Annotated in this window: 23 protein-coding genes and 1 pseudogene; 14 read left to right on the forward strand and 10 right to left on the reverse strand. The window is 57.8% G+C overall.

Going from position 1 to position 26,495, the window contains the following annotated elements; genetic code table 11:
- Nucleotides 1–10: 10 nt before the first annotated feature.
- Complete coding sequence (locus tag C1T17_RS20730) at nt 11–850, reverse strand: substrate-binding periplasmic protein (protein WP_411269256.1); 840 nt, start codon at nt 848–850, stop codon at nt 11–13.
- A gap of 10 nt (nt 851–860) precedes the next feature.
- Nucleotides 861–1,289 carry a cytochrome c-550 PedF gene (gene pedF / locus C1T17_RS20735; RefSeq protein ID WP_104955538.1) on the reverse strand — a complete coding sequence of 143 codons (429 nt, stop codon included), beginning with the start codon at nt 1,287–1,289 and terminating at the stop codon, nt 861–863.
- A gap of 133 nt (nt 1,290–1,422) precedes the next feature.
- Between pedF and C1T17_RS20740 the strand changes: the two genes are divergently transcribed.
- The 4 genes from C1T17_RS20740 to C1T17_RS21970 all read left to right on the forward strand — a co-directional run bounded on the left by C1T17_RS20740 (nt 1,423) and on the right by C1T17_RS21970 (nt 6,752).
- Nucleotides 1,423–2,379 (forward strand): PQQ-dependent catabolism-associated beta-propeller protein, encoded by a 957-nt coding sequence (locus tag C1T17_RS20740; RefSeq protein ID WP_104955539.1) that lies wholly within the window; start codon nt 1,423–1,425, stop codon nt 2,377–2,379.
- A 377-nt stretch (nt 2,380–2,756) separates the two neighbouring features.
- Complete coding sequence (locus tag C1T17_RS20745; protein WP_223262976.1) at nt 2,757–4,682, forward strand: TonB-dependent receptor; 1,926 nt, start codon at nt 2,757–2,759, stop codon at nt 4,680–4,682.
- A gap of 16 nt (nt 4,683–4,698) precedes the next feature.
- Nucleotides 4,699–6,633: an acetate--CoA ligase gene (acs, locus tag C1T17_RS20750; RefSeq protein ID WP_104955541.1), complete on the forward strand. Its 1,935-nt coding sequence runs from the start codon at nt 4,699–4,701 to the stop codon at nt 6,631–6,633.
- Nucleotides 6,630–6,752 (forward strand): hypothetical protein, encoded by a 123-nt coding sequence (locus C1T17_RS21970; protein ID WP_262982758.1) that lies wholly within the window; start codon nt 6,630–6,632, stop codon nt 6,750–6,752. Before acs ends, C1T17_RS21970 begins: the two co-directional genes overlap by 4 nt.
- 127 nt (nt 6,753–6,879) lie before the next feature.
- Here C1T17_RS21970 and C1T17_RS21105 read toward each other — a convergent pair whose 3' ends face one another.
- The 5 genes and pseudogenes from C1T17_RS21105 to C1T17_RS20775 form a co-directional block, all read right to left on the reverse strand.
- The gene (locus C1T17_RS21105) at nt 6,880–7,170 is read right to left on the reverse strand and encodes a hypothetical protein (protein ID WP_145959059.1); all 291 of its coding nucleotides are present in this window, start codon (nt 7,168–7,170) and stop codon (nt 6,880–6,882) included.
- 178 nt (nt 7,171–7,348) lie between these two features.
- Nucleotides 7,349–9,319 (reverse strand): annotated as a pseudogene (shc, locus tag C1T17_RS20760) (squalene--hopene cyclase).
- Between the two features lie 505 nt (nt 9,320–9,824).
- A complete protein-coding gene (locus C1T17_RS20765) occupies nt 9,825–12,308 on the reverse strand; it encodes a TonB-dependent receptor (RefSeq protein ID WP_223262977.1) in 2,484 nt (827 codons plus the stop codon).
- Between the two features lie 108 nt (nt 12,309–12,416).
- Nucleotides 12,417–13,049, reverse strand: a complete 633-nt coding sequence (locus C1T17_RS20770) for a response regulator transcription factor (protein WP_262982759.1) — start codon at nt 13,047–13,049, stop codon at nt 12,417–12,419.
- A 56-nt stretch (nt 13,050–13,105) separates the two neighbouring features.
- The gene (locus C1T17_RS20775) at nt 13,106–14,557 is read right to left on the reverse strand and encodes a sensor histidine kinase (RefSeq protein ID WP_189338627.1); all 1,452 of its coding nucleotides are present in this window, start codon (nt 14,555–14,557) and stop codon (nt 13,106–13,108) included.
- Between the two features lie 449 nt (nt 14,558–15,006).
- Between C1T17_RS20775 and C1T17_RS20780 the strand changes: the two genes are divergently transcribed.
- The 10 genes from C1T17_RS20780 to C1T17_RS20825 are packed head-to-tail and all read left to right on the forward strand — an operon-like array spanning nt 15,007 to nt 23,472.
- Nucleotides 15,007–16,593, forward strand: coding sequence for a methane monooxygenase (locus C1T17_RS20780; protein ID WP_104955546.1), 1,587 nt, complete (start codon nt 15,007–15,009; stop codon nt 16,591–16,593).
- A gap of 56 nt (nt 16,594–16,649) precedes the next feature.
- Nucleotides 16,650–17,825 (forward strand): methane monooxygenase, encoded by a 1,176-nt coding sequence (locus C1T17_RS20785; protein WP_104955387.1) that lies wholly within the window; start codon nt 16,650–16,652, stop codon nt 17,823–17,825.
- An 18-nt stretch (nt 17,826–17,843) separates the two neighbouring features.
- A complete protein-coding gene (locus C1T17_RS20790; RefSeq protein WP_104955388.1) occupies nt 17,844–18,245 on the forward strand; it encodes an MmoB/DmpM family protein in 402 nt (133 codons plus the stop codon).
- A gap of 20 nt (nt 18,246–18,265) precedes the next feature.
- The gene (locus tag C1T17_RS20795; RefSeq protein ID WP_104955389.1) at nt 18,266–18,835 is read left to right on the forward strand and encodes a hypothetical protein; all 570 of its coding nucleotides are present in this window, start codon (nt 18,266–18,268) and stop codon (nt 18,833–18,835) included.
- A gap of 56 nt (nt 18,836–18,891) precedes the next feature.
- Complete coding sequence (locus C1T17_RS20800; protein ID WP_104955390.1) at nt 18,892–19,128, forward strand: hypothetical protein; 237 nt, start codon at nt 18,892–18,894, stop codon at nt 19,126–19,128.
- A gap of 22 nt (nt 19,129–19,150) precedes the next feature.
- Nucleotides 19,151–20,194 carry an FAD-binding oxidoreductase gene (locus tag C1T17_RS20805; RefSeq protein WP_104955391.1) on the forward strand — a complete coding sequence of 348 codons (1,044 nt, stop codon included), beginning with the start codon at nt 19,151–19,153 and terminating at the stop codon, nt 20,192–20,194.
- Nucleotides 20,195–20,212: 18 nt separating this feature from the next.
- The gene (locus C1T17_RS20810) at nt 20,213–20,521 is read left to right on the forward strand and encodes a hypothetical protein (protein WP_104955392.1); all 309 of its coding nucleotides are present in this window, start codon (nt 20,213–20,215) and stop codon (nt 20,519–20,521) included.
- Between the two features lie 6 nt (nt 20,522–20,527).
- The gene (locus C1T17_RS20815; RefSeq protein ID WP_104955393.1) at nt 20,528–22,180 is read left to right on the forward strand and encodes a TCP-1/cpn60 chaperonin family protein; all 1,653 of its coding nucleotides are present in this window, start codon (nt 20,528–20,530) and stop codon (nt 22,178–22,180) included.
- Nucleotides 22,181–22,230: 50 nt separating this feature from the next.
- Complete coding sequence (locus C1T17_RS20820) at nt 22,231–22,884, forward strand: adenylate kinase (RefSeq protein WP_104955550.1); 654 nt, start codon at nt 22,231–22,233, stop codon at nt 22,882–22,884.
- A 27-nt stretch (nt 22,885–22,911) separates the two neighbouring features.
- Nucleotides 22,912–23,472 (forward strand): cytochrome b, encoded by a 561-nt coding sequence (locus tag C1T17_RS20825; RefSeq protein WP_104955394.1) that lies wholly within the window; start codon nt 22,912–22,914, stop codon nt 23,470–23,472.
- Between the two features lie 77 nt (nt 23,473–23,549).
- Here C1T17_RS20825 and C1T17_RS20830 read toward each other — a convergent pair whose 3' ends face one another.
- The 3 genes from C1T17_RS20830 to C1T17_RS20840 form a co-directional block, all read right to left on the reverse strand.
- Complete coding sequence (locus tag C1T17_RS20830; RefSeq protein ID WP_145959046.1) at nt 23,550–23,987, reverse strand: hypothetical protein; 438 nt, start codon at nt 23,985–23,987, stop codon at nt 23,550–23,552.
- A 264-nt stretch (nt 23,988–24,251) separates the two neighbouring features.
- Entirely contained in the window at nt 24,252–25,562 is a 1,311-nt protein-coding gene (locus C1T17_RS20835) for an O-acetylhomoserine aminocarboxypropyltransferase/cysteine synthase family protein (RefSeq protein ID WP_104955396.1), read from the reverse strand.
- Between the two features lie 313 nt (nt 25,563–25,875).
- Complete coding sequence (locus C1T17_RS20840; protein ID WP_104955547.1) at nt 25,876–26,493, reverse strand: alpha/beta fold hydrolase; 618 nt, start codon at nt 26,491–26,493, stop codon at nt 25,876–25,878.
- Between the last annotated feature and the right edge of the window lie 2 nt (nt 26,494–26,495).

Consider the following 26,495-nt stretch of genomic DNA (forward strand, 5'->3'; position numbering starts at 1 on the left):
AACCTTGGAACTATCCTGCGAGCGGCGCCTCCGGCTTCACGCCGTATCGAGCGAATATCGTTCCCAACACGCCGCTGGTCTGGAGGCTCGCCATGATTGCCTCAAGACGATCGGCAAGATCCCGACTGTCATCTTTGACGGCCAAGCCCACATCCCAACCGGGCGTGGTAAGCGCCGGGAGAGGAGCGGCCCGCTCGACCATCATATCTCCTCCCAGCGAGAGGGCATGTTCCACTTGCGCCCGGGTTGCCATTGCTGCGACAGCCTGGCGGCTGCGCACTGCTTCAATCGCAGCAGCGCCGCTTGGCAAATGCGCAACGTCATTTCGCAAAACGCCGCCAAAAGACCCTGAAAGATAAAAATCGGGGATACTGTCGAGTTCGGCAGCCAGCCGCTGTCCTTTGAACTGCGGCGGTGGAATCTCACAATCTACAGCGGTTCGGTCGCAAATCAACGTGAAGCGCTCGCGGTAATAAGGCGACACTATCACGACGCGATCATTCCGTAACGCGAATGCGCGATCATAGGGCACGTGCATCATGACGTCAGCTGGCTGTCCCCCGATAAGCGGACCGCGCCACACCGCATTTCGAAGATCTTCGTCCACGTCTTCGCCGGCAAGCAACTCCATGAACTCGACTGGCACACCCAACTCGGCGGCACAAGCGCGCGCCAAATCAACGTCGATACCAACCAGGGTTCCATTTCGTTTCCACGCCCAGGGCTCAAAGTCCTGGTACACAGCGACCCTCAGGGATCCCTTCTCTCTGATCTTGCTCAGCGGCAACGCAGCCGCCCTCTCGGTTGCCAGCACGGCCAATATGCTACCGAGCAGATGTCTGCGGTTCAGACGATACACCTTATTCCTCGTGCTTCGTTTCGAGCCAGGTCCGGATCGCCCACCCGGCTTTTTGACCAAGCACGTCGCCCATCGGCGGCATATAGACCTTGCCATCGCGAACGGACCCGTGTTGATATCGCTGTATGTACCACTCGTCGCCGGTATCGCCGACTTCGAGATAGCGCAGATCCGGTGCCACTCCACCTGAGATGGCCTCCAGCCCATGACAGCGTGCGCAGTTCTGGCCATAAGCGGACTCGCCGATCTTGGTGGCGGTCGCGTTGCCGCGGTACGGGTTATGCTGGAGCCAGGTTTCTCCAATGTCAGGCAGGGCGGATGTATCCACCGCCTGTGGAGTCACGTTCCCGTGCGCCAAAACGCGATAGCTGACCGTCCCAGCACAAAGCGCCGCGGCGACACCCAACGCTAATGAACCGTTGAACTTCATTGAAATCGACTCCTCTCCGAGCCAGGCGCGTTGCTGGACATCTGTCGTGCCAGCTTACGGTCCCCCTGCTTAGATCCTAATAGGACTTTGGTACAGGGTCACGTCGACGAGCAACGCCGTTAGGAAGGGCATTATGCGGTTATTATGTGCAGCCTTGATTCTGGCGCTTCCCACCGGCGCATCGGCGGAAACGATCTACGTTTCAAATGAACGTGGCGGTACTGTCTCCGTCATCGACGGGAAAACGAGGGTCGTACGCGACACATGGCCGGTGGGCAAAAGGCCGCGCGGCATTGCGCTCTCGCCGGATGGAAAGAGACTATTCCTTTGCGCAAGCGACGATAATGCTGTCCAGGTCCTGGATGTCGCGACAGGTAAGATTTTGGCGGAGCTGCCGTCGGGCGACGATCCGGAACAGTTTGCCGTCTCTCTCGATGGGAAAATGCTGTTCGTGGCGAATGAGCGCCAGGATATTGTGACGGCGATCGACATAGACAAGCGATTGGTGGTTTTCCAGGTACCAACCGGCGTCGAACCAGAAGGAATGGCTGTAAGCCCCGACGGGAAATTCGTGGTCTCGACATCGGAAACCGACAATGACGTGCATTGGATCGACATCGCTGCGCGGGCAGAAGTCGCTAAGACATCTGTAGCGCAACGACCCCGCCATGCTCAGTATACAGCAGATGGCAAGTATCTTTGGGTTACGTCGGAAATTGGCGGAATCTTACAGATTATCGACACATCTACCCAGCAGATCGCTTCTGCAGTCACATTCACGATTCCGGGCATTTCGAACGACAAGCTTATGCCGGTGGGCGTAAGATTCACGCCAGACGGCAAGTCTGCCGTCGTTGCATTGGGACGCGCCAACCATATTGCGATTGTGGATACCGCGTCCCAAAAGGTCGTTCGTTATGTCGCGGTGGGCAAGCGTGTTTGGCATGTCGGGATAAGCCTTGATGGCAGTTTCGCCTACACCGCCAACGGCCTTTCAGATACAGTTTCCGTCGTTGAGATCGCTACGGGCGAGGTCGTGGGCACAATTCCAACGGGAAGTGCGCCTTGGGGCGTTGCAGTCGGCCCCTGACGCTAATACCTAAGTCCTGTTTGCAAACGCGACAAACCCCGCCAGTTTCAGCAGCAGTCGGCAAAGATCGAACTGGCTGATTTGGAGGGGCAGATGCCGTCGCAATTTTGGTGCCGAAGCGTTTCTGCGTGGGACGGCGTTCGTTCGGAAGTTGGGAACTCTTGCCCGACAGCCAAAACTGTAGTCCATCCATGACGCATTCCGTTGCAAACTCACCTGTTCCTAGGCCCTTTGCGTGGCGCATACACGGGCTAGCAAGCCTTTGGCTATGCGGAAACATATCCCCGCTTGCCGCGCAGGAGGTCGATTCGTCGCCTGCGATTATCGTCACCGGTCAGGGACTCGGTTCACCCTTTGGGGAACCAGCGTACGGCGGTGTGAACGTCGAGCGCAGTCGGCTGACGAGCGATGCGTCCGGACGCCTGGAGGACATTCTGAAAGACGTAGCAGGATTTCAGCAATTCAGGCGGACCGATAGCCGAGCTGCCAATCCCACGAGCCAAGGTGCCACGTTGCGCGCGCTCGGGGGAAACGCATCCAGCCGTGCCCTTGTGCTCTTGGACGGCGTACCGCTCGCCGATCCGTTCACAGGTTATATTCCCTTTTCCTCTATCGACCCTTCAGGTCTTGCTAGCGTTCGGGTAACGCGCGGCGGAGGCGCGGGACCGTTTGGCGCTGGCGCCGTTGCCGGGACGATCGAACTGGAAAGTGGGGGACCGGTCTCTCTTCCCGCCATACGCGCAAGTAGCTCGATCGGCAGTCGGGACTCATCGAGCTTGGCTGCCGGCTCGCTGGTGCACCTCGGGCAGGGTTTTTTGGTGTTGACCGGCGGTTGGGACCGGGGCGACGGCTATACGCTAATTCCCGCGGCGCAGCGTGGTCCGGCGGACGTTTCGGCACATTATGACAGTTGGCGCTTTGGTCTCAGAGCGGTCGCTAGCGTAGCTCCTGGCCTCGAGCTGCAGACGAGCGGGAGCACGTTTGGCGATCATCGTTTACGTGGACTGGCCGGGACGAACTCAAAAAGCCGAGGAACCGATGCAAGCGTTCGGCTCGTGGGCAATGGACGGTGGCCCTTTGAAATACTCGCATATATCCAGGAGCGGGACTTCGCGTCAGGTTTCGTTTCGATCAACGCCGACCGATCGGTCGCGATCAAAACGCTCGATCAATATGCAACGCCATCAACCGGTCTCGGCGGCAAAATAGAGATTCGGCCGACGTTGGATGCCAATCATCTGCTACGTATCGGTGCTGATGTGCACAGTGCAAGCGGCGCGACGCACGAGTTTTTTCGCTTTCAGGCCGGAACGCCGACCGCGTTGCGGCGTGCAGGCGGCTTAGTGCAAAATTATGGCGTTTATGCTGAGGACCACTGGAAGCTAGGTGCCCTGACCCTGACGGGTGGCGCGCGCGTCGATCGTTGGCAGATCCACAACGGATCGCTTGTCGAACGGGCAATTCCGGGCGGCAACACCACCCAGGTCGTCGACTTCGCCAATCGGTCCGGCACTCGGCCGACGGCTAGAGCCGCCGCACTTCTTGCCCTGTCCCCGAACTTGTCAGTGAGAACGGCCGGCTATATCGGATTTCGTATCCCCACCCTCAATGAGCTGTATCGGCCGTTCCGGGTTGGCGCGGATGCGACAGCCGCGAATGCCGATCTGAAGCTCGAAAGGCTCAAGGGTCTGGAGGGCGGCGCCACTCTCAAGCTTGACCCTGTCGCTCGTTTGGATGTCACAATATTCTGGAATCGGCTTGAAAATGCAGTGTCCAACGCAACGCTGGGGGTTGGGCCAGGCCAGTTCCCGCAAGTTGGTTTCGTCGGCGCTGGAGGTACGTTTCGGCAGCGCATGAACGTAGACGCCATCGTGGTGAGAGGAGTTGAGGTTGGTGCATCAACCACGGCCGGGCCGTTGAGATTGAACGCTTCGTATGCATTCTCCGATGCCGTTGTCCGTGCAAGCGGACTTACGGCAGCCCTAGACCATAAGCGACCCGCGCAAAGCCCCAGACACCAGGCGTCCGCAACGCTTGCCTGGATCCCGCATGTCGATCCGCTGATCTCGGCAACCCTCCGTTATACGTCGAGCCAGTTTGAGGATGATCTCGAGACGCGCAAGCTGCCTGACGCGCTGACCGTTGATGCTGTCGCTTCACTACCTCTGGCGCGCGGTGTCCATCTGGTCCTGCGAGGGGAGAATCTATTCGGGGTCAAGGTCGTGTCCGGCGTCTCAGCGACGGGGGTCGAGGATCTCGGGACGCCAAGAACCATCTGGGTCGGCTTCAGGGTCGCCCGATAATTTGGGAAGGTTAAATATGGATAGCATCATCCCCGTGCCGCTGAACTGGGAGAAGCGCGCCAAAGTTGGCGAGCATGACTACACCTCGCGTTACGCCTCTTCACTGTTCAATCCCCAGGCCTTCTGGAATGCCGAGTGCGCTCGCCTCAATTGGCACAGGCGGCCGACGCGGTTCGATGAAAGCAGCTTTGCCGAAGCAGACTTCGGGATTAGCTGGTTTGTTGACGGCGAACTCAATGTTTCGGAAAATTGCGTCGACCGCCATCTTGCAGCCCGGCACGACCAAATTGCAATCATTTGGGAGCCTGACGATCCCAGCGAGCCACACAAGCAATTCACTTACGGGCAACTATACGCCGAAGTGTGCCGCTTTGCCAACGTTCTTAAGGCAAACGGTGTTAGCAAGGGAGATCGGATCACCCTGTATCTTCCCATGATTCCCGAGGCTGCATTCGCCATGCTGGCGTGCACACGCATCGGCGCAATCCATTCTGTGGTCTTTGGTGGCTTCTCTCCAGATGCGCTCGCGGGCCGCATCCAGGACTGCGACTCTAAGCTTGTCGTTACGGCGGATGAGGGAAGGCGCGGTGGCAAGCGGGTGCCGCTGAAGGCGAATGTCGACAAGGCTGCGGCCAGTTGCCCTTCCTTGCAGAAGGTACTGGTCATCGCGGCAACTGGCGGTCCTGTAGACATGCTCGAGGGCAGAGACATCTGGTATGACCAGGCAGCAGCTGTAGTGTCGGCAGACTGTCCGGCCGAAGCGATGAACGCCGAAGATCCTCTTTTCATACTCTATACATCGGGATCCACCGGCAAACCCAAAGGCGTAGTCCATAGCACCGGCGGCTATTTACTGTGGGCGGCAATGACCTACGACCTATGCTTTGACCACCAGTCAGACGAAGTCTTTTGGTGCGCAGCCGACGTCGGCTGGGTGACAGGTCACAGTTATATTGTGTATGGACCCCTCGCCAACGGCGCGACGACGGTTATGTTCGAGGGGGTGCCAAACTGGCCGACTCCCTCAAGGATCTGGGAAATTGTCGATCGCCACAAAGTTGCGAAGCTTTTCACGGCTCCGACGGTGCTTCGATCGTTGATGCGGGAATCCGACGACTGGGTGACGCGAACGAACAGGCAGAGCCTGATTCTACTTGGATCTGTCGGAGAACCCATTAACCCCGAGGCTTGGCGCTGGTACCACGCACTGGTCGGCGAGGGGCGGTGTCCAATCATCGATATGTGGTGGCAGACCGAAACGGGTGCTGGAATGATCGCCCCCCTCCCCGGCGCCACGCCGCTCAAGCCGGGCTCTGCGACGCGACCTCTTTTTGGAATCGAACCTCAGCTTGTCGATGCTCAAGGAACGCTCTTGGAAGGTTCGGCTGATGGCAATCTGGTTATTGCGCGCAGCTGGCCAGGCCAAGCTCGCACGCTCTGGAATGATCACGAGCGGTTCTTTCAAACATATTTTTCTACCTATCCCGGCAAGTATTTTACGGGCGACGGGGCGCGGAGGGACGACGACGACTATTTCTGGATCACCGGCCGCGTCGACGACGTGATCAACGTGTCTGGCCATCGCATGGGAACCGCAGAGGTCGAAAGCGCCCTCGTATTGCACGCTTCGGTAGCGGAAGCTGCGGTGGTCGGCTTTCCGCACGACATCAAGGGTCAGGGCATCTACGCATTCGTGACGCTAAATGCTAATGTTCAGGCTTCCGTAGAACTGCGCCTTGAACTCGTAAAATGGGTGAGGACCGAGATCGGCCCGATCGCTTCGCCCGATGTGGTTCAATTTGCGCCGGGCCTGCCCAAGACTCGATCGGGAAAGATCATGCGGAGAATCCTGCGCAAAATCGCGGAAGGGGACTTTTCCTCGCTGGGAGATACATCGACGCTTGCTGACCCGTCAGTCGTCTCCGACCTTATCGACAACAGACGCGGATGATCAATCTGCCGCAACCCATCCGGATGGGTTGCGGCTCGCCATTCCTGATTTTCGAGCGAATGAACGGCAACCGCAAGGTTGGTGCCGGCGGCCGAAACCACCGATCTTGGCCGTTCTGACGTACAATTTAGAGCGGGGCGTGTTTGGATGGTAAGCTTGGGGCAGCTCTTTACGATTGACATAGCGCCCGCAGAGCATCTCGTCCGTGTCGCGATTGTCGGCTACTGGTATGACGCCACGCCCGCCTCATTTGCGGCCGAGCTCGAGCGGTCCGTAGTGCAGGTTGGGTGTGGCTCGCAACTTTTCTACCTGATCGACTGCAGAGAGAGCTCTGTGCAGTCTGCGGCTGTCATCAATCAGTTTCTGGAGATCTCGAATCAGATTGCAAAAAGGGCGCAGAGAGTCGCTTTGGTGGTTTCCAGCACCCTTCTGAAACTGTAGATGCAGAGGATAGCAGCGCCCCATCACCAGTTCCGCATTTTCCTCTGCATGGATGAAGCGCATAAATGGCTGATCGAGGATGATGCTTCTGGTCAAATCTAGGGCCTACCAGGCTGTCGTTTGCTCATTCCTTTGAACTGAACGTTAGTCGTCGATCGACAATTTCAGAATAATGTCGGAATTGGTTACGGGAACGGAACACGGAAGTAAGCGACTATGAAGTCGGTCTTGGCTCCGTACGATTAATCCCAGACTGCACGGGGAATAACCCTCGTTACATGCCGAACGTCTCCGTGCCAAGATCGTTGCGCTTGAGGTTACGGTAACGCGCCATGGCCCAAAGCGGAAAATATTTCGGATAACCGTGATAGCGCAGATAGAAGACGCGCGGAAATCCGCCGCCCGTGTGGTCATCCTGCTCCCACAGTCCCTGGACGTTTTGATTTGCCAAAAGCCAAGTGATCCCGCGTTCAACCGTGGGCGAATCAACTTCTCCTGACGCCATAAGCCCGATCAACGCCCAGGCCGTCTGCGAGGCGGTCGAAGGCGCTGCTTGATAACCCCGGTAATCCAACGCATAGCTGTTACAGTCCTCACCCCAACCGCCATCGGCGTTCTGGATACGCTTGAGCCACGTAACGGCGCTTCTGACGATGTCTTGGCGCGGGTCCACTTCTGCCGCCTTGAGTGCACATAATGTTGACCATGTACCGTACACGTAGTTGACGCCCCATCGCCCAAACCAGCTACCGTCCACTTCCTGCTCGTTTTCCAGATAGTCCAGCGCGGCGCGCATCCGCGCGCTGTCGCGGGGCTCGCCCAATTGCCCAAGCATTGAAACACATCGTGCCGATACGTCGACAGTCGGTGGATCGAGCAAGGCGCCGTGGTCGGCAAACGGGATATAGTTGAGATAATGTTAGATGTTGTCGGCGTCGAAAGCGCCCCACCCGCCGTTGCTACTTTGCAAACCTACGGTCCATTCCACACCGCGCGCGATCGCCTCGTGAAAATCGCTGAGCTTCCGCGCCCGATCCATTGCCATCACGATGACCGCAGTATCATCGAGATCGGGATAATGTGGGTTGTGGTATTGAAACGCCCACCCACCTGGTCGAACACACGGTCGTTTCTCTGCCCAGTCGCCGCGAACGGAGAGAACCTGGAGAGGCCTTAGCCATGCCAATGCGGACACAGCTCGGTGCTCGGCCTCTGCCCCACCCACCTCAAGCATCGTGTGCGCGGCTAGCTCCGTATCCCAGACGGGCGAAACGCATGGCTGGCAATAGGCTTCGTCGCGACGTCCTTCGGGTTCTAGCACGATCAGATTTTCCACCGACTTGCGTGCGATGGCCCGATCAGGGTGGTCGGGAGGAAAGCCGAGTGCGTCGAACATCATCAGGCTATTCGCCATCGCGGGATAAATCGCGCCCAGCCCGTCTTCGCCGTTCAGCCGCTCTGTCACCCAGGCCACGCACCGATTTATGGCCCGATTCCGCAGCCTTTTTGGCCAGAACGGGTGGATGATCTTTAAAACTACGTCAACCAAGCCGAAACCCCAGGTCCACATCCATTTGGCGTCTCTGCCGTGGGTCGTCGCATCAGATGTCCGCTTGGTGACATAGAGCTCATCGACGTTGATACGACGCGCATTGCGCGCGACCGGTCGAAGAGCACTGAGCACCAGCAAAGGCACAATCACGGTCCTCGCCCAGTATGACATCTTCGAAAGGTGGATCGGAAACCATCGTGGTAGCAGGATGATCTCCACCGGTAGTTCCGGCACGGCCGCCCAAGGTCCAGCTCCAAACAAGGCGAGCTGCGTGCGGGTGAAGACGTTAGCGGCCCCCGCGCCTCCCGCGACCAGGATCGCTTTTCTCGCCTGCGTCATATGCGGCGCGTCGATCTCATGCCCGATCATCCGGAGGGCGAAATAGGCCTTGACCGTCGCGCTGATATCGAAGCTGCCGCCGTGAAATAGCGCCCATCCTCCGTCGTCAGCTTGTATCCGTCGCAAATAGCGGCCTATTCGAGCCTCCAGGTCGAAATCCTGCGGCTCTCCGAGGAAATGTCTCAACATGATATATTCGGCGGGAATGGTGGCGTCAGCCTCGAGCTCAAAGACCCAGTGCCCGTCGGCTCGTTGTTCCTTTCCCAGGGCGTCGGCAGCGCGCTGAATAGCGGCTTCCACCAACCCCAGCGGATCGACCGCGTTCGAAACGATTGATGGTTCAACGCCTGGCATGTGCTCGCCTCGCTCTGCCCGGCCGCCGACCTAGTGCGCCCGGAGCGGGCCGTCGTTTGTTATTGCAACTCCCCAGCCGCCGTTCCTTGAGAACTGTCGTCAGCAGAAGCCTCCCCTTTTCGGCCGTCCAGCGGGGGCAACATCTGCAGAGAATATTGCGTCGCACTATATTAAACATTCCACAGTATCTGAGCGCGCCTTTCCAGTGTGGCACGCTGCAAGACAGTCCAGATTCTTATAACGCATGACCAATCGGACCGATCGTTGCACCGTATCCGGGCGTCGCAGATGATCAACGTGATGTCGTGTCGGCATTACATAGCTTGAGCTGGCATACAGCGAGATGACCTCTTGGGTTGCCGGCAACCGAATACTGCGCGAAGCATTGACAGCCTCAAGCATCGTTCAAATAACGCGCTATAGACCTCGACCGCCTCGCACAACCTGTCCCTTGGTATAACGCCGTGGAGATGAGCGAACAGCGAACCACCCCACCAGCGACATCTCAAAAGCGAAAGCGGGCGCCGATCTGTATCGTTCTCGGTGCGCCGAGCGCGTAGAAAGTCGAGGAGACCAACGGTCGCTCGCCGTCGATTACAGGAGCGCCGAACGGGCGCGCTACGAATTTGCCAGTCGCGTCAAACCCCGTCGCGGCAAGCTGGGCAGCGCTGGTATAATGTTTGTCAAACAAATTGCTGATCTGCGCGAACAATGTGATCGCCGCCTTCGGTCGGACTTCTGCGCCTAGGTTGAACACCGCATAAGCGTCGGTTTTGCCGGCACCGAGATAATAGACGCCGTCGGCTGCATGCTGGTTGTTCTCGTTGCCGCGGGCGTAAACCCCGGACACCGCAATCATGTCTATGCTGAGTGACACGCGGTCGATCGGATCGACGCTTGCGCTCGCCTTGAAGATATGGCGCGGGATCAACGGGATGCGATCGCCCTTGCCGATCTCGATCACACCCTCGAAACCCGGTGCCGCATGTTCCGCCGAACTGTTTGCCGACCCATTGAACGTCTCTTTGCTACGATAGGTAGCATCAAGGAAGGTATACTGCGCGGAAAGGTGCACCGGTCCAAGCGTGCCGGTCATATCGACGTCGACGCCCTGTCGCCGGGTTTTACCAAAATTGCGGAAATAGCCAAAGCCCGACGCATCATCGGCAACGAACAATATGTCGTTGCGACTGACCGTCCGGAACGCCCCAATCCGGGCAGTCACGCCCCTCAGCGTCACATTCAGGCCTCCCTCGATCGTATGCGCGACGACCTGTGCAAGCGGCGGATCGCCCGCCAGCGCATTCGGCAAGCGGCACGGGCTCGCCGGATCGGCGCAGCCCAGTTCGACCGCCGACGGCGCGCGGCTGGTCTGCGCGATCGCCGCGTCGATCGTCATGCCGGCCGCAACGGTATAGCGCAGCGCCAGCGCTGGATTGAGTTGCTGGAACCGCTGGTCGGTGTCGAGCGATCCGGTGCCGCCGCCCGGTGAAATGGCGTCGCGATTGTGGATCGTGGTGCGGTCGTAGCGTGCCGACAGGTCGACATGCACCTTACCAAGGTCGAGCGCATCGAGCGCATAAGCGCTGAAACTGCTGGTGCGGCCGACCAGATCGACCCGCGCGTCAAACGCATTTTCCGAATCCTGCGTCCCGTCGGCAAAGCCGCCCGGCCCGGCCACCGGCACGATCCCGCGATCCGCCGTCAGATAGCCGAATTGCGAGGACTGCATGAAATGTGCGCGGCTGTCTACATAGGCGGCACCCACCGTCAGCGCATTCTCGCCGCCCGCCAGCGGACTGCGCAACGTCAGTTCGCCGGTCGCACCCCATTCGCGCTGGCTGGTGTCCGACCGATTGGCGAGGCCGTTGCACTTCTCGTTCGGTTCGCTGTTCAGGATCGCGTTGGCGATGCAGCGCCATTTGGGGAAGGGCGTATTCGCCTGCGTCTCGCCGCTCAAGGGGAAGCCGCTATACCCCGCCGCCGTCAACGCCTCGCGTTCGATGGCGCTCGGCTGATAGACATTCTCGCCCAGCGCATCGTCGTTGATGTCGCCGTTGAAGGTGCGCGTGCGAATCTGCCGCCAGAAGAGATTGCCGGAAAAGCTGAGATGTTCGGAGAAGTCGTGCTTTGCCGTCAGATTGGTGAGATAGGCGCGATTCTTCGTATTGTCGGGAAAGGTGTAGACGCTGCTGCGATCGACCTTCAGCAGCCGCTTTTCCTGCAGGCCGTTGCCGTTGAGGTCGGTGTCGGCGAAGCTGCCCGACATCGCGATCCGCGTCGCCGCATCGGACCAGCCGAGCTTGCCGAACATCTGGCCAGCCTTCGACGGCGAAAAATCGCGCCAGCCGCGCTCCCTGAAATAGTCTCCTGCCAGGAACCAGTCGAGGCCATTCGCGCTACTGCCGCCCGCCTGCGCCTCCAATGTACGTCGGCGGAACAAGCCGTAACTCCCCTCCAGTTCGAAACCGGGATCAGATTTGCCGTCCTTGGTCCGCACCGACAGTGCGCCGCCAAGAGAATTTCTCCCAAACAGTGGATTAGACCCCGGTACCAGAGTCATTGAACGGATCGCCGACTTGGGAATCAAGTCCCAGCTGACAACGTCGCCGAATGGCTGATTTAGGCGCACGCCGTCCATATATAGCGACAGACCCTGCGCCGTGCCGAGCAGCGGGGAGGCGGTGAAGCCCCGATAATTGATATCAGGCTGAAGTGGATTACCCTGAATCTCATTGACGAAAACACCACCGGACATGCGCTTCAGATAGTCAGTGATACTGCTCGCGTGGCTTGCTTCCAGTTCCTTGTCACTGGACGTTTGGGCTGGAAACGCCAGCGCATCTTCACCAACGTCGGACAGCGGCGTTGGTGCGGTCACGATGATGTCCGCAGGAAGCGTTTGCGACGGATTGATCTGTGCGACGGCTGGCAGGGAGAGGAGCGACGCTCCAGCGCCCATTGCGGCAGATCTGATCGTGCGTAGCAAGTGGCGGCTCCTCCCGGCAAAACTGATCTACAGTATGGACCGTGATCATTGCCCGAAGGCATAGCGCCCGAGGTCGCATCTAATCTTTGGAGTTTCGTGAGACGCTTCTCACATTGCCTCATCCTTTAGTACAACCGGCGACATGCGAAAGCCGACCCCCCGAACGGTATCAATAGTCGGCACTCCTGGAAGACCGGCAAGTTTGCGCCTCAAATAGCCAATATAAACATCGACAGCATTTTCTGTAACGTCCGTATCTTCTCCCCAGACTCCATCCATGATGACGTCACGACGGACTGCAACGCCGGCTCGCGCCGCCAGAAATGACAGGAGATCGAATTCACGGCGAGAGAGCAAGAGCGCGCTCGTACCTACCGTGACCAATCGCGCCAACACATCGACGGTGAGCGCGCCGACTAGAAGAACGCGGCTGCGATGGACTTCCCCTCGGCGAACCAGCGCTCCCAGCCGAGCAACGAGCTCGGAGAATGCAAAGGGTTTTGTCAAATAATCGTCTGCACCTCCGTCAAAACCTTCAAGTCGGTCCTCAAGCGTTGCCCGCGCCGTGAGCATCAACACTGGCGTATCGATCGCAGCGGAGCGCAATTCTCGACAGAGCTCAACGCCGTCGACGTCTGGCAAGCCGAGATCCAGAACGGCGGCTGCGAACGCCTGGGTCCGAAGACTTGCGATCACCTGACGTCCCGATCGGTGCCACTCTACGTTGAAGCCTTCGGTCACAAGTCCGCGACTGACAAAGCGACCGACGCCCGGATCGTCCTCGACTAGCAGAATGTTCATGATGCCAGCGGCAACTCGATCAGAATGGCAAGGCCTCCTTGTGCACAATTTTTTGCTGAGATTGTTCCCTGGTGCGATTGTATGACCCATCGCGCCACGGCAAGGCCCAAACCCGAGCCGCCGCGGCGCCGATTGGCCGAAGCCTGATGGTAAGTCTCAAACAATCGCGGCAGTTCGTGATCAGCAACGCCGGGACCGTCGTCGAATACGCTCAGTCGGGCCAGGGACGCGTCGTGAACAAGCGACATCCTGATCACTCCTCCTTCGGACGCATATTTGATCGCGTTGTCCACTAACGCAAGCAGCGCCTGCTGCAGCCAACTGGCGTCACCCTTCACGCCGATGACCATGTCTGGCGATTCTGAAAGGATTGTAAGGCCGCTCGAGCGCGCGTAAGACTCGGCTTGCACGCAGCTCGCCTGCATAATTTTCCTCAAATCCACATCGTCTCGTTGCAGAGTGAGCTTTCCATCCTGAGCGCGCGCAAGCCCTAGCAAGTCCTCTAGCCGACGATGTGCGAACTGCCCATTTGCCAGAATATGCTGCAACGCATCACGTAGACGGACAGGCGCAGCATCCAGGTCACGAAGCGCGGTTTCAGCTTCGCCAAGCACGACAGTCAAGGGCGTGCGAAGTTCGTGACTCACTTGCGCGAAAAACAACCGTCGCGACGCATCGATCTCCGCCAGGCGCGCGAGTTGATCGGACAACTCTGCCGTACGCTGCGTCACCTGCGCTTCGAGGTCCTTGTTGACGCGCTCGAGCGTGGTTTTTTGCGCTTTGATCGTACATGCCATCTCGGTAAACGCGGCCGTGAGATCCTTAAAATCAGCATAGCCAGTGAGTTCGATTGGTCCCGAAACCTCGTCGCGAGTCACGTCCAGAACGGCCCGGCGCAAGGCCCGAATCGGTCGCACAAGGCCGTTGATCATGAGCCAGGCAAAGATCGCCCCAAAGACTATCAGTATCGCGGGGGTTGCAGCCGCAACGATCGACCCTCGTCGTTTAAGATCTCGCATGGCGCGGATGGAGCGGTCGGCTTCTGATCGCTCGTTCTGGACGATACCTTGCACGCGTATGCGGAATTCGGCTGCCAAAAGCGCCGTTTGGATTTCGGCATTGCTGCCTTTCATTTTGGCGAAGAGGTTTTGAAGGGTGTCGAGCGCGGCCACCTCATCAGGCTGCCGGCGCCTCTCTTCGCCGATGAGCGTCATCGATTCTTCTGCGATGGACAGCCTCAGCCTGGAAAGCTGCAGGTAAATATGCCGGGATTCGCCATCTGAATCACCGGGGGGGAGCAGCATGAACGCATTGACATCGGCCTCAAGCCGCGTTGCCATGGCCAATTGGTTCTGGGATCGACTTACGCGGTCAAGCAGATGGTCGGCTCGCGCCAGTCCCATGCCGAGAGCCACGCCCATAAGCGCGAGAGCCGCAAATGCGACCAAGCCCGCGATCGATAGTGCAGTTCGGAATGACAACGTCACAGATCTTACCATTCGCTTCCTCTCTCCCCTAGCATACCGGCGGTGCGAAGATTGCGAGCATGCAAAGGTGCGACGGGAGTAATCGCTCACCTCGCCGGTTGGGGGTTGGGGTCTTTGCTCGCTCAGGCCATACGACAACCTACACGCTGGAAGCGTCCCTGCCACTCTCGCTTCCGCTAGGGCGTGTCGCCACCGGAGATGAGAGGACAGCGTCGAGCGGCGCCGCGGCTTTCCACCGCGCGCTCCTTGTACCAAAGCACAATGGCGTCTTTCAACTCTCAGGGCGATAACTACCCCGAAGCAGGTGCTGGAAGACTCGAAAATCGAGCGCCAGGGTCGCGCGCGCAGCAGGTCACTGAGATGCTGCTGCAGACAGATTATGGTTCGTAATTAGGAAGAGGAGACCAAGCATGCTCACGGCATCTCAAAGCGGTCACAAGGTATTGGAGCAGACCAAGAAGTCGGTTCGTGTTCCAACCTCTGTCGACCCACAGGAAGTCCATCGCTACTTGATGGATTTCAAGTGGGAGTTCGCGGAGAACCGGTCGAAGTACGGCACGAAATACGAAATGGCCAATATGACCAAGGAGCAGTTTAAGCTCACGGCCAAAGAATATGCGCGCATGGAATCGATCAAGGAAGAGCGCCAGTTCGGAACGCTCCTTGATGGGCTCGATCGCCTGGATGCTGCCAACCGCGTACATCCTCGCTGGGCGGAAGCCATGAAGGTATTCGCCAATTTCCTCGAGTGCGGCGAGTACAACGCAATCGCAGGTTCGGCGTTGCTTTGGGATTCCGCGCAGTCGCCTGAGCAGAAGAATGGCTATCTCTCGCAGGTGATCGACGAAATCCGTCACACCAACCAGACAGCCTATGTGAACCACTACTACTCCAAGCACAGCTACGACGCTGCCGGACACAATAATGCGCGACAGGTTCGATCCGTCGGCCCTGCGTTCCGAGGGATCAAGCGGGCATTCGGCGATGGCTTCAACGCCGGCGACCCAGTCGAGTGCTCGATCAACCTGCAGCTCGTGGCGGAGGCATGTTATACCAATCCCCTGATCGTGGCCCTGACGGAATGGGCTGCAACGAATGGCGACGAAATCACGCCGACTGTGTTCACCTCGATCCAAACTGACGAAATGCGCCACATGGCCAATGGTTATCAGACCATCGTATCGGTGATCAACGACCCTAAGGCGCGTGAACATCTTAACGCTGATCTCAACAACGCATTCTGGACCCAGACAAAATATTTCACGCCTGTCCTAGGCTATCTGTTCGAATATTTCAGCCGCTACAAGGTTGAACCTTGGTACAAGACCTGGAACCGGTGGGTCTACGAAGATTGGGCCGGCATCTGGCTCGGTCGCCTCGGAAAATATGGCGTTGAATCGCCTCCCAGCCTTCGCCATGCCAAGCAGGATGCGGTCTGGTCTCACCACGATGTCGCGATCATCGCGTTTGCTCTGTGGCCTCTCCATCACTGGCGCCACGAACTGCCCGATGACCGCGACATGGCTTGGTTCGAGGAAAACTATCCAGGCTGGTATGACCGCTATGGCGTGATCTACGACGAATGGCGGAAACTTGGCTACGAGGACCCGAAGAGCGGCTTCCTTCCATCGGTTTGGCTGCTGGAAAATGGTTACATACCTTATGTTGACCACGTCTCCGGCGTCCCCTTCTGTCCCAAGCTTGCGAAGGGCGCCTGTGACCTGCGCATTCTCGAACGTAATGGCCGGCGGTACGCGTTCTCGGACACCTGGGGCGAGCAACAGTTCCTTCTCGAACCAGAGCGTTACGAGGCTCAGGATTTCCTGACCCAGTTTGAAGGTTGGGAACTGTCGGAGGTGATCCGCGCGAGCGGCGGCTTGCGCAGTGATGGGAAGACGCTGGTCGCCCAGCCCCATCTGCGATCGGACAATATGTGGACCATCGATGATATCCAACGCATCGGTATGGTTATTCCCAATCCGCTGAAGCTGCACTGAGTTGAAAAGGGGGGCGCTCCTTTAAAGGAGCGCCCTACCCGGAGAGGAGTCAATAAATGAAGCAGGGGCAAGCCCTACGGGCTATTTTTGAGCCGGAGCGCATCCTAGAGATCCGCGAAGCCATCCCATCGGCACCGATGGAAAAAGAGCGGACGATGAACTATTTCATGGTCCCCGAGGGCAAGCGCCTTACAGAATATGAGCAGCTGATCGGGTATACCCAGCAAAGCGCCGACTATGTCGGCGGCGGCCTCGAGATCGGCGAATATATGCAGAAGCACGCTGGCGGTCGAGGCGCTTATGCGAACGAAACAACCGAGTTGAAGACACGTGATTGGTTTCGTTTCAGAGACCCTGATCGTCGTTGGTTCTTTCCGGCCATTAAGGCAAAGTCGGAAGATGGGCGCGCGGCCGACCGGTTTTTCCGATCGATCTCGGCCGAGGGTTCGGTTCGCGGCATCAATCCAAACTGGCTCGGTTTCCTGGAAGTCGATTTCGCCACGCTGACATTCTTCGAATATGGGCTTTTCAACGCGCACGCCTCCGCAACCAAGGACTCGCTGTCAGACTTCGTCAAGATGTGGGTAGCCCTCACAGGTTTCGACAAGAATGACGCGTCGCAAATGGTGCAAATGGAGCGGGTATTTCTCGCCAAGATGATCGATGGCTTCGAGCCCGGTCTGGAACGAGGAAAGGAAGTTTGGACCGCCAGTCCGATCTACGCCGGCGTCAGAGCCGCCGTCGAAAAGGTGTGGGCTCGCACGTTCGACTGGGCCGAGATCATGTGGGCAACGCATGCCATTATCGACCCGATTTGCGGACACTTCATGCGCCGGGAGTTCTTCCAACGTGTCGCTCCGACCTATGGTGACAATGTCACACCATGGATCTTGGCACAGGCGGGGAGCTATGCGCAAACGGCCAAACTTGGAATCCGCAAGCTTTACGGTCCCTGCCTATCTGAAGACCCCGAGTTTGGCGAGCACAACCGGATTGTCATCCGTGCCTGGACAGACAAATGGCTTCCCTTAGCGATTTCAGGACTGACGGATTTCCTCGGTATCTACGCCCAGCTTCCCTCGCCGAGCGAAGCGGTGACGGGTCGCGACGCTGTTGAGCAGTCCGTCCACCGAGTGATCGAGGATTGGGTCGAGGATTTTGGCTCCGTGGTCGATTATCACACCAATGTCGATCACCTCACTGCGCAGGTAATGGTCGGATATCCCGCATAGATTAGAGGAGTTACGGCTATGGGCCGCGGATCTAGTGAAGGCCTAAACTCGAAGAATGGTCAAGCGTTCGTCGACGAGTTTCTTTCCGAAGAGAATATGACTGTCAAGGAGTCCCATGAGGTCGTTCTTGTCCTCATGAAGACCGAGGAAATGACGGTCGTCATCGAGGAGATCATCCTCGGCGAGCAGCTGGCGATCAATCCCAGCATTATTGTCGAAGACCACGCCAGCTATTACTGGATCAAGGCGATGGGCAAGATCGAAATCGACGTAGACCAAGTCGCGGAAATCATGGGGCGGCAGTATAACGTCTATGATTTCCTCGTAAACGTCTCGTCATCCGTTGGCCGTTCATTCATCAACGGCAACACGTTCACGGTCACCACGGAGCTAGTTGGCCTCGACCGCGCGTTGGCGTGATTCTCGCAAGGAGACAATCAATGAGCTTCAAGAACAAATTCCTCGGCGAGGGTGATCGCAGTCTTTACGACAACGCGACACGGGACGAATGGCGTGACCGTATATCGACCCTCGACACCCTCGACGCCGCGGCAGCGGAACTGCTCGACTTCCGCGCAAAGCACATCGGTGCCGAGCGAGAGACGTTCGATCTGGAATGGGACGCACTTTGGATCGAGGCGGAACTAGAGTCCCGCGTCGCGACCCTGCGTTCCGGAAAATATGTCGGCGTTGCGTTGCTCGAAACCTGCGCCTGTGGGACGCCGGCGTCGCAGGTTGTGTCTGCGCTTCGGGAGCGGATCGAAGCTGCCGGGACCGATCAGTTCGCCCTCGAAGCTATCGGCGCGGAGATGCGGCGCAAGTTCAAGCCGCCAATCATTCCCGTCAATTACTGGCTGGAGATCGAGAGCCATTTGAGCGAGCGCTTGATGATCGCCCGAGCAAAAATCGTCGACATCGCCGCAATCGACATCGAAGAGTGGCGGGAGAAGCGCGGGTTCACGGCCCTGGTAGCAGGCCATGGCAACGCAATGGACGCGGTGCTTCGTTAAGCTTTCTGGGGCCGCATCATCGTTCAGTGGGCGACTACCCGATGAGGAATCGAACCATGGATGAAGATGTTGCCCCTTTTTGCCAGAGCGCGCCGATCGTCGAGGCTGGCGGCTTCCAGGGCTATTGCGAAGACTTCGAATATGCATGGCGATGGGAGATCCGTCGCGACGGCGACGTCGTTCATCACGGCGCTGCGCTTAGTGAGCCCGCCGCCAAGCGAGCGATCGAATCGATGATCCGGGTATTCGGGATTATGGAGGAGCAGAAGCGCGACGCTGAACCCCACACGTGATGATTAATCCAAGGAATGGACGATGTATACTATACGCGCCACGCTTGAGGACGGTGAAGACCTCGCGTTCGACTGTCGAGAAGGCGAAGATGTTTTGACCGCAGCATTGCGCGGCAATATTATTCTGATGTCAGAGTGTCACAAAGGTATCTGTACGACATGCAAAGCGCTTTGCAACGAGGGTGATTTCGAGCTTGGTCCCGGCGTAAACGTCTACTCGCTTCCGCCAGAAGACCAGGAAGAGGGTTACACTTTATTGTGCCAGACCTATCCTACCTCCGACCTCGAATTGGAACTGCCCTACGGCCTGGATATGGTCACCTTCGGTTCGTCGAAGGTAGAAACGATCCACGACGTTGCGTTGATCAAGCTCGACCATTGGACCCCAAATGTGGCAGGTTTGCTGCTGGAGGCGCGCGACGCTGTCGGACGGCCTATCCCTTTTGAGTTTCGCCCCGGACAGTATGTCAATATTCGAGTGCCAGGGACCGATGAATGGCGCAGCTTCTCCATGGCGAACAGTCCAGATGGATCAGGTCATGTTGAATTGATGGTCCGACTGCTGGATGACGGGCTTTTCTCGAATTATCTTAGAAATCACGCCCGGGTGGGTATGATGCTGGAAATGAAGGGACCCTTCGGTACCTTCGGGCTCCAGGAGTCAAGCTCGCGCCCGCGCCTTTTCGTCGCGGGAAGCACCGGGCTTGCTCCGATGGTGTCAATGCTGCGAGGCATGCAGGGAGATGCTGGCATGGTTCCGTCCAAGCTGGTTTTCGGCATGCGCAATAAGGAATATTTCTTCTATGCTTCGGAATTGGCAGCCCTTAGCGCGCGCAACTGGCACGTGGAGCTCGAGCTTGCATTAGAAGAAGGGCATGACGGATGGACCGGCCGGGTCGGTAATGTCGCGGACGCGTTGGAAAATATCTTAGAAAGCAACACGCAGTCACCGGACGTGTATATCTGCGGGCCCGCCGCCATGGTTCAGCGGATTGAGGAGATTTGCCATGGCCGTGGTATACCGTCTGGACAGATTTATACGGAGAAGTTTCTAGCCTCTGGCTGACGTTCGGGGAGCTGCGCAATGGACGAATTTCTCTTTGATACCGCTGAAGCGCTCGACCTGGCACTGGGCGAGCAGCACGTGGTGGAGGAAGGACTCAAGACCAGCATTGGGGAGCAAAGGGTCGAAGAACTCATCGAGTATTGGGAGGCCGATTTCGATGCCAATATCGCCGCAGCATTCCTGGAATCTTCGACGTATCGCGAACGCCTACTGCTCACGACCTGGAACCGCCTCGCGCGGTTACACGAATTTCGATCAAAGGTTGGCCGGGAGTTCATGAAGCTCAACACTGTGTCAGCGGACGCCCAAAGGACAAACGATACGTGATGATTTATGATGCACAGTGATGTAATTGGCAAAGAGCGAGCCTATCCGGCGTTGGTTGCGGGGATGGCAACACTAGGACGCGTTGCTCGGACGATGATCGGTCCATGTGGGCGGCCAGCGTTGCTTGAGCATGTCGGTAAGCTCACGCCAATGCTGGCGAAGGATGGCAGGACACTCGCGCGAGCGTTGAGCGATCGGCACAAAGCACTCAATGTAGGCCTAAAGCTGCTGGTTCAGGCATCACGGGCAGTCGATGATAGGCTCGCCGATGGAAGCAGCACGGCCATTATAGTCACGCAAGCCATGGCCGAGGAGGTCGAACGGGCACTTGGCGCGGGCCTTGAAGCGACCGGCATTTGCCAGGGCCTCCGAGAGGCTGCCGAGACGGTCGTGGCGGCCCTGATCGATCTGACATTGCCGGCCAATGCCGACGACCTGCGTCATATAGCGTTGAGTGCCAGCAACTACGATGCGTCGATCGGCGACATGGTGAGTGAGGCGTTCAGGCGTGTGGGCGATGGCGGGAACGTCAGGGCCGAATTCGGAGACGGAACCGAGGATAGTTTGGAGATTGTGGATGGGGCCCGTTTCGAGAGAGGGCTTCTCTCGCAGGCCTTCGCTACTAACAAGGATCTCGGATCTCTCACCCTGGATGCGCCGCTGTTTCTTCTCACTGATCAAATAATCGAATCGTTTGAAACACTGCTCCCTGCGCTGGAAGCGGCCCAGATGGTCGGTCGGCCGCTCGTCGTCATCGCTGAGCAAGTGGATGGTGGAGTTGTCGCTGCAATGGTCATGAACCATGTGCGTGGCAAGTTGCGCTGCGCCGCAATAGATGCGCCACTCTTGGGTGACAGTCGCTCAGACGCAATTGAAGATCTCGCGATTATCACCGGCGCAAAGCCCTTTCTCCAGCGACTGGGCGGGGATTTGGCGACATTGAGGCTGGAGGATCTGGGAAGTTGCAAACGCTTGAAGGTCGAGGGCGGCGTAACGACCATAATTGAAGGCTCGGGGATTGGAGACGCCAAACGGGCACGGATCGACGTGCTGGTCCGGCAGCGGCGAAACTTGAAGGATGAGACCAAATCGATCACCGGCCGGGTCGATCTGGAGGAGAAGCTGGACGAACGCCTCGCCATGCTAAGGGAGTGTGGAGCTGTCGTACAGATTGGCGGTCGCAGTGATTTTGAGATCAAATACCGACTTCGCGCGGCCGAAAAGGCAATAGGTTCTACTAAGTCAGCGCAACGATCAGGCATCGTTCCCGGTGGAGGCTATGCTCTGTTGCGGGCCACCGAAGCAGTGCGCGCCGAGATCAACTCGAACGAAACGCTCGGTGTTCGAGCGGGGAAGCGCGCCGTTATCCAAGCGCTCACCGCGCCGGTCACTGCGATTCAGATCAACGCCGGCATTCAACAGCGTGGCCGTCATAATGGATCGCTTTGGAGCGGCTTCGACAGCGTCGCCCGTGCCGATTGCGACGACTTGCGCGCAGCGGGTATCATTGATCCGACAGAGTTGTGTCAACTTGTTGTGCAGACGGCCGTGAGCCTGTGCGCGAGCATCTGCAGTGTCGAGGGCATGATCATTCAAAGCAGCCCGGTGATGGGCGATTTCAGTCCAGAGATCGCCGCAGCGACACGTGAGATAAATTAAATTCGCAGAAAAACCTTGAATTGAAACCGGGGGGCTAGAGCGTGCGACAAGTGAACATTATCCTCGTCGGCCCTCCTGGCGCTGGCAAAGGAACGCAGGCGCAGCGTCTGGTCGACAATCGCGGTATGGTACAGCTGTCGACTGGTGACATGCTCAGAGCCGCGGTGAAATGCGGCAGCCGTGTTGGAGTTCAGGCTCAAACGGTAATGGAGCGTGGAGAACTCGTCTCGGACGACATTGTGGCTGCGCTAATCGGCGAAAGACTCGACAACGACCAACTGTCGGGTGGATTCGTATTTGACGGATTTCCGCGAACGCAGGCACAAGCCTGCGCATTGGATGTCCTCCTGCACTCCAGAGATCGCAAGGTCGATCATGTGATTGTCCTCGATGTCGATGAAGACATTCTTGTGGACCGGGTTGCCGGACGTTTCACATGCACTCAATGTAAGGCGGGATATCACGATAATTTCAAACCTACGACGACCCCAGGAGTCTGTGACCAATGCAAGGGTCCCACGTTTTCTCGGCGTTCTGATGACAATGAAGAGACGGTGCGGAATCGATTGTCCGAATACCGGAGCAAGACGGCGCCGATTCTAGCTTACTATGCCCCCGAAAGAATTGTCGAGCATGTAGATGGCATGATCGACATAGATGCTGTTAGTAACAGAATTGCGGCCATTCTTGACCATGATCCGTGAGCCACTGTTGGGAGGAGAGAATGGTCCGTGAGCTTTTCGGCTGAAACTCGATATGACCGCGTGGCGCAAGCGTTACATTGGATCATCGCGCTACTTGTGATTGGCAATCTCGTGTCTGGTTTTGCAAGCGACGCGCTGAAGCCGATTATTCGGGATATCGTCGCGGTCCACAAATCGACTGGTTTAACGATATTTGCACTTTCCGTTGTGCGCATTGGGTGGAGGATTGCGCATCCGCGGGTGGCGCGTGGGATCGTCGCACAGTGGGAGAAAGTCGCGAGCGGCACGGCCCATTGGCTGTTTTATGGACTATTGTTCCTGCTTCCGCTGACAGGATGGGTTTTTACTTCGGCGGGGAAATATCCGCTCAGTTGGTTTTGGCTTGTGTCTGTGCCGAAGCTTCATATTCAAAAGGGCGATGGCCTGGTCCTGTTGGCTCGAAGCTCGCACGAGCTCCTCGGAATTGTTTTTGCCGTCCTCGCCGGCATTCACATCGCGGCTGCGCTGCGACACCACTTCATATTGAGAGATCAAGTCCTAAGCGACATGCTGCGCTCTAAGAGCAATCGGACGCGGTCGCAGACGTAAAACGAACTATGCTGTGAGTTGGCCTTGATGTGAGATCACGGTCGGCGCCACCTGGCGCGCAGACTTGCGACGCCATTTCAAAAGCCACCAATCAGGAGCTGGCTGATCCAGCGGTCGTCGCGCGCTTCGACACCATCCTGCTCAACGGATATCGGCGGCAGATTATCAGCGGGCGGCACCGCGAGCTTGTCGAGGTCCACCCAATATGGTCTGCCGACGAAGCCCCGCCCATTCCAGCGCAATTGATAATAGACACCTTCAGTCAGACGGGCGCCATATTGTTTGGGGGATTTAACAAAGAACAAAAGACTGTGCTCGAGCCATCGCAAATCACCGTCCGTTACCCTTGACGGCATCGGATAGGGATATGGGACGTGACATTGCAAATCCCGTCCGTTCAAGCATTTGAATTCCCGCATTGATAGAAAATAGGAGTCGAAAAGCGTCGGATCGAGCCGCACTTTGAACATCGTCTGATGGTCAGCAGTCCGGAAGTTTACAGTGCCGATGCGCATTACCCGCCCATCGTTCAATCGCAGCCCAACCGGTTGTTCGCCGTCAAGCGCACCGGCGACCGGATCTGCCGCACCCGATATCAGCAAAGATAGCGCACACATGAGCCCAGCCATCCCACGCCGAACATTCACGCCCCCCTCCAGTCAAAGGCTGCCGCGCCATAAAACGGGATCGGTCGTGCTGATCTCGAACCACCATTCCGGCCACCGGAGAAGCAGGGGTCTTGCGATGAACCGCGCCAGGAATTGGCCAACGGTTGCTCGCTAATCGGCATGTGCGGGACCTGCCGCGTCGAGCGCTTGGGTCAGATCGGCGACGATATCGTCGATATGCTCAAGGCCAACTGAAAGACGAATATAACCATCTGACACGCCGGTCAGGAGGCGATCTTCCAGAGATAATTGTGAATGGGTAGTAGATGCCGGATGAATGGCCAGGCTCCGCGCGTCGCCGATATTCGCCACATGATAGAACAATTTCAGCGCATCGATGAAGCATCGACCTGCTTCACGCCCTCCGGGAAGCTCAAAACCAACCAATCCTCCATAGCCGCCGTTAAGATATGCATCTGCCCGTTCGCGTTGGATGCCGGTTTGAAGGGAGGGATAGGTTACCGATAACACATCGTCTCGCGACGCCAGAAAATTGGCGACGGATTGCGCATTGGCGCAATGCCTCGCGATACGAAGCGGCAGCGTCTCGAGCCCCTGCATGATCTGAAAGGCGTTAAATGGAGACAATGCCGACCCAAGATCGCGCAGCAAAACAGTGCGCGCGCGCAACAGATAGGCGATCGGCCCGAGCGGCGCTGCCGCCTCGACCCATATAGCCCCATGGTAGCTGGGATCGGGTGTGTTGAGGAGCGGCTGCCGATCAGGAAATGCCGCCCAGTCGAAGTTCCCGCCGTCGATGATCATTCCGCCGATCGAGGTCCCATGGCCGCCAACGTATTTAGTGGTCGAATACACCACGACAGCCGCTCCGTGGTCCAGAGGCCGGCAGAGAAGCGGCGCTGCGGTGTTATCGACGATCAAAGGGATTCCTATCGCGCGCCCGGCGGCCGACACCACGGCGATCGGGCAGACAATGAGCTTGGGATTGGGCAGTGTTTCGACATAATAGGCTCGGGTCCGCTCATCGCTCGCCTGCCGAAATGCGTCAGCGCTGGAGGGATCGACAAATCGAACTTCGATACCCAGATCGCGCATCGTGTTTTTGAACAGATTGTACGTGCCGCCATATAAGTCGGTGCCGGCCACGATATTATCGCCGGCGCGGGCGAGATTCTGGATCGCGAAGGCCGTCGCTGCTTGTCCGGACGCAACGGCTAATGCCGCAGCACCGCGCTCCAAGGCAGCCATTCGCCTTTCAAGCACATCCGTCGTCGGATTCCCAATCCGCGTGTAGATATTCCCGAGCTCCTGCAAGGCAAAGAGATTGGCAGCGTGCTCACTATTTTGAAACTGAAACGATGTGGTTTGGTAAATGGGGGGAACTACGGCTCCGGTCGCCGGATCCGATCGCCACCCGGCGTGCAACGCGAGCGTTTCTGGCTGGTAAGTCGCTTCTGACATCTTCTCGTCCCTATGTGTTATTAAGTCTTGCAGCGAACGGCTCTTTGCTATCAGCTGTGTTTCAAGATGTGCTGAGATACTTCGTTTGCGACCAGCGCCGTTTCTTCCATCGGTAAAAAGTGGGTGCTTCCCTCGATGCGGACATCGCGTAAGTGCTTGCAAAGTCTCATGAAATGGGTTGCGTCGACGTCGGATATCATTGTGTCCACGGTGCCTCGCACCATGAGAAGCGGCACCTTTAGCTCGGGTAGGCTGCGCCAGATCGACGTTGTTACCGCCGCAAATATAGCCGCTTCCCAAGCCGGCTCACAACTTAGGCGAAGGCCGCCGTCCCCAGCGTCCTGCAGGCCCGCTTCAAGATAATTTTGGAGGAAGGCATCCGGCCAGGTCTTAAACATGCCGCGGCCCGCATAGCTTGCTTTGGCTTCCTCCCGTGAACGCCACCTTGATCGGCGACGGGCAGCCGCGCGCGCCATGTCAAAATCATATATCCCCCTTGGGCCCGACATATTTCAACTTGGAGTCTATCCGCGTAAGAAATAGAGGATGGCTCGAGCGCGGCCACGCTGGCGACAATGTCGGGTCTCCGCGCCGCGAGCATGATGCTCAGCGTGGCGCCAATCGAATGCCCCACCAGATGCACCTTCTCACCCAGCTTGACGACGACCTCCTCAAGATCCCTTTCCAGCGTTTCCCAACCTTCAAAGCCCGCATTAATGGCCGGAAGTGGGGAATGACCGTGCCCGCGCATATCCCACGCCGCAACGCGAAACTGGCAGGAAAAACGCTCCAGGAGTGGCTGGTATGTTTGAGCGTTCAGACCGGTGGCATGAGCAAAATGGACGATCGGCGACCGCTTTGACGCAGGCGGTTCTACCGCTGCGTCAATATTGCCCGTTCCGTCCGGATGCCATGGGGAGCTCTCGTGCATGC

The organism is Sphingobium sp. SCG-1, assembly GCF_002953135.1.
GTDB lineage: Bacteria > Pseudomonadota > Alphaproteobacteria > Sphingomonadales > Sphingomonadaceae > Sphingobium.

What these genes read in the sequence shown, in the direction of transcription:
- C1T17_RS20840 (WP_104955547.1), bottom strand. Translation starts at nt 26,493, where the DNA reads ATGCACGAGAGCTCCCCATGGCATCCGGACGGAACGGGCAATATTGAC.
- C1T17_RS20835 (WP_104955396.1), bottom strand. Translation starts at nt 25,562, where the DNA reads ATGTCAGAAGCGACTTACCAGCCAGAAACGCTCGCGTTGCACGCCGGG.
- C1T17_RS20805 (WP_104955391.1), top strand. Translation starts at nt 19,151, where the DNA reads ATGTATACTATACGCGCCACGCTTGAGGACGGTGAAGACCTCGCGTTC.
- pedF (WP_104955538.1), bottom strand. Translation starts at nt 1,289, where the DNA reads ATGAAGTTCAACGGTTCATTAGCGTTGGGTGTCGCCGCGGCGCTTTGT.
- C1T17_RS20830 (WP_145959046.1), bottom strand. Translation starts at nt 23,987, where the DNA reads ATGCGCATCGGCACTGTAAACTTCCGGACTGCTGACCATCAGACGATG.
- C1T17_RS20780 (WP_104955546.1), top strand. Translation starts at nt 15,007, where the DNA reads ATGCTCACGGCATCTCAAAGCGGTCACAAGGTATTGGAGCAGACCAAG.
- C1T17_RS20815 (WP_104955393.1), top strand. Translation starts at nt 20,528, where the DNA reads ATGATGCACAGTGATGTAATTGGCAAAGAGCGAGCCTATCCGGCGTTG.
- C1T17_RS20800 (WP_104955390.1), top strand. Translation starts at nt 18,892, where the DNA reads ATGGATGAAGATGTTGCCCCTTTTTGCCAGAGCGCGCCGATCGTCGAG.
- C1T17_RS20785 (WP_104955387.1), top strand. Translation starts at nt 16,650, where the DNA reads ATGAAGCAGGGGCAAGCCCTACGGGCTATTTTTGAGCCGGAGCGCATC.
- acs (WP_104955541.1), top strand. Translation starts at nt 4,699, where the DNA reads ATGGATAGCATCATCCCCGTGCCGCTGAACTGGGAGAAGCGCGCCAAA.
- C1T17_RS21970 (WP_262982758.1), top strand. Translation starts at nt 6,630, where the DNA reads ATGATCAATCTGCCGCAACCCATCCGGATGGGTTGCGGCTCGCCATTC.
- C1T17_RS20740 (WP_104955539.1), top strand. Translation starts at nt 1,423, where the DNA reads ATGCGGTTATTATGTGCAGCCTTGATTCTGGCGCTTCCCACCGGCGCA.
- C1T17_RS20790 (WP_104955388.1), top strand. Translation starts at nt 17,844, where the DNA reads ATGGGCCGCGGATCTAGTGAAGGCCTAAACTCGAAGAATGGTCAAGCG.
- C1T17_RS20810 (WP_104955392.1), top strand. Translation starts at nt 20,213, where the DNA reads ATGGACGAATTTCTCTTTGATACCGCTGAAGCGCTCGACCTGGCACTG.
- C1T17_RS20795 (WP_104955389.1), top strand. Translation starts at nt 18,266, where the DNA reads ATGAGCTTCAAGAACAAATTCCTCGGCGAGGGTGATCGCAGTCTTTAC.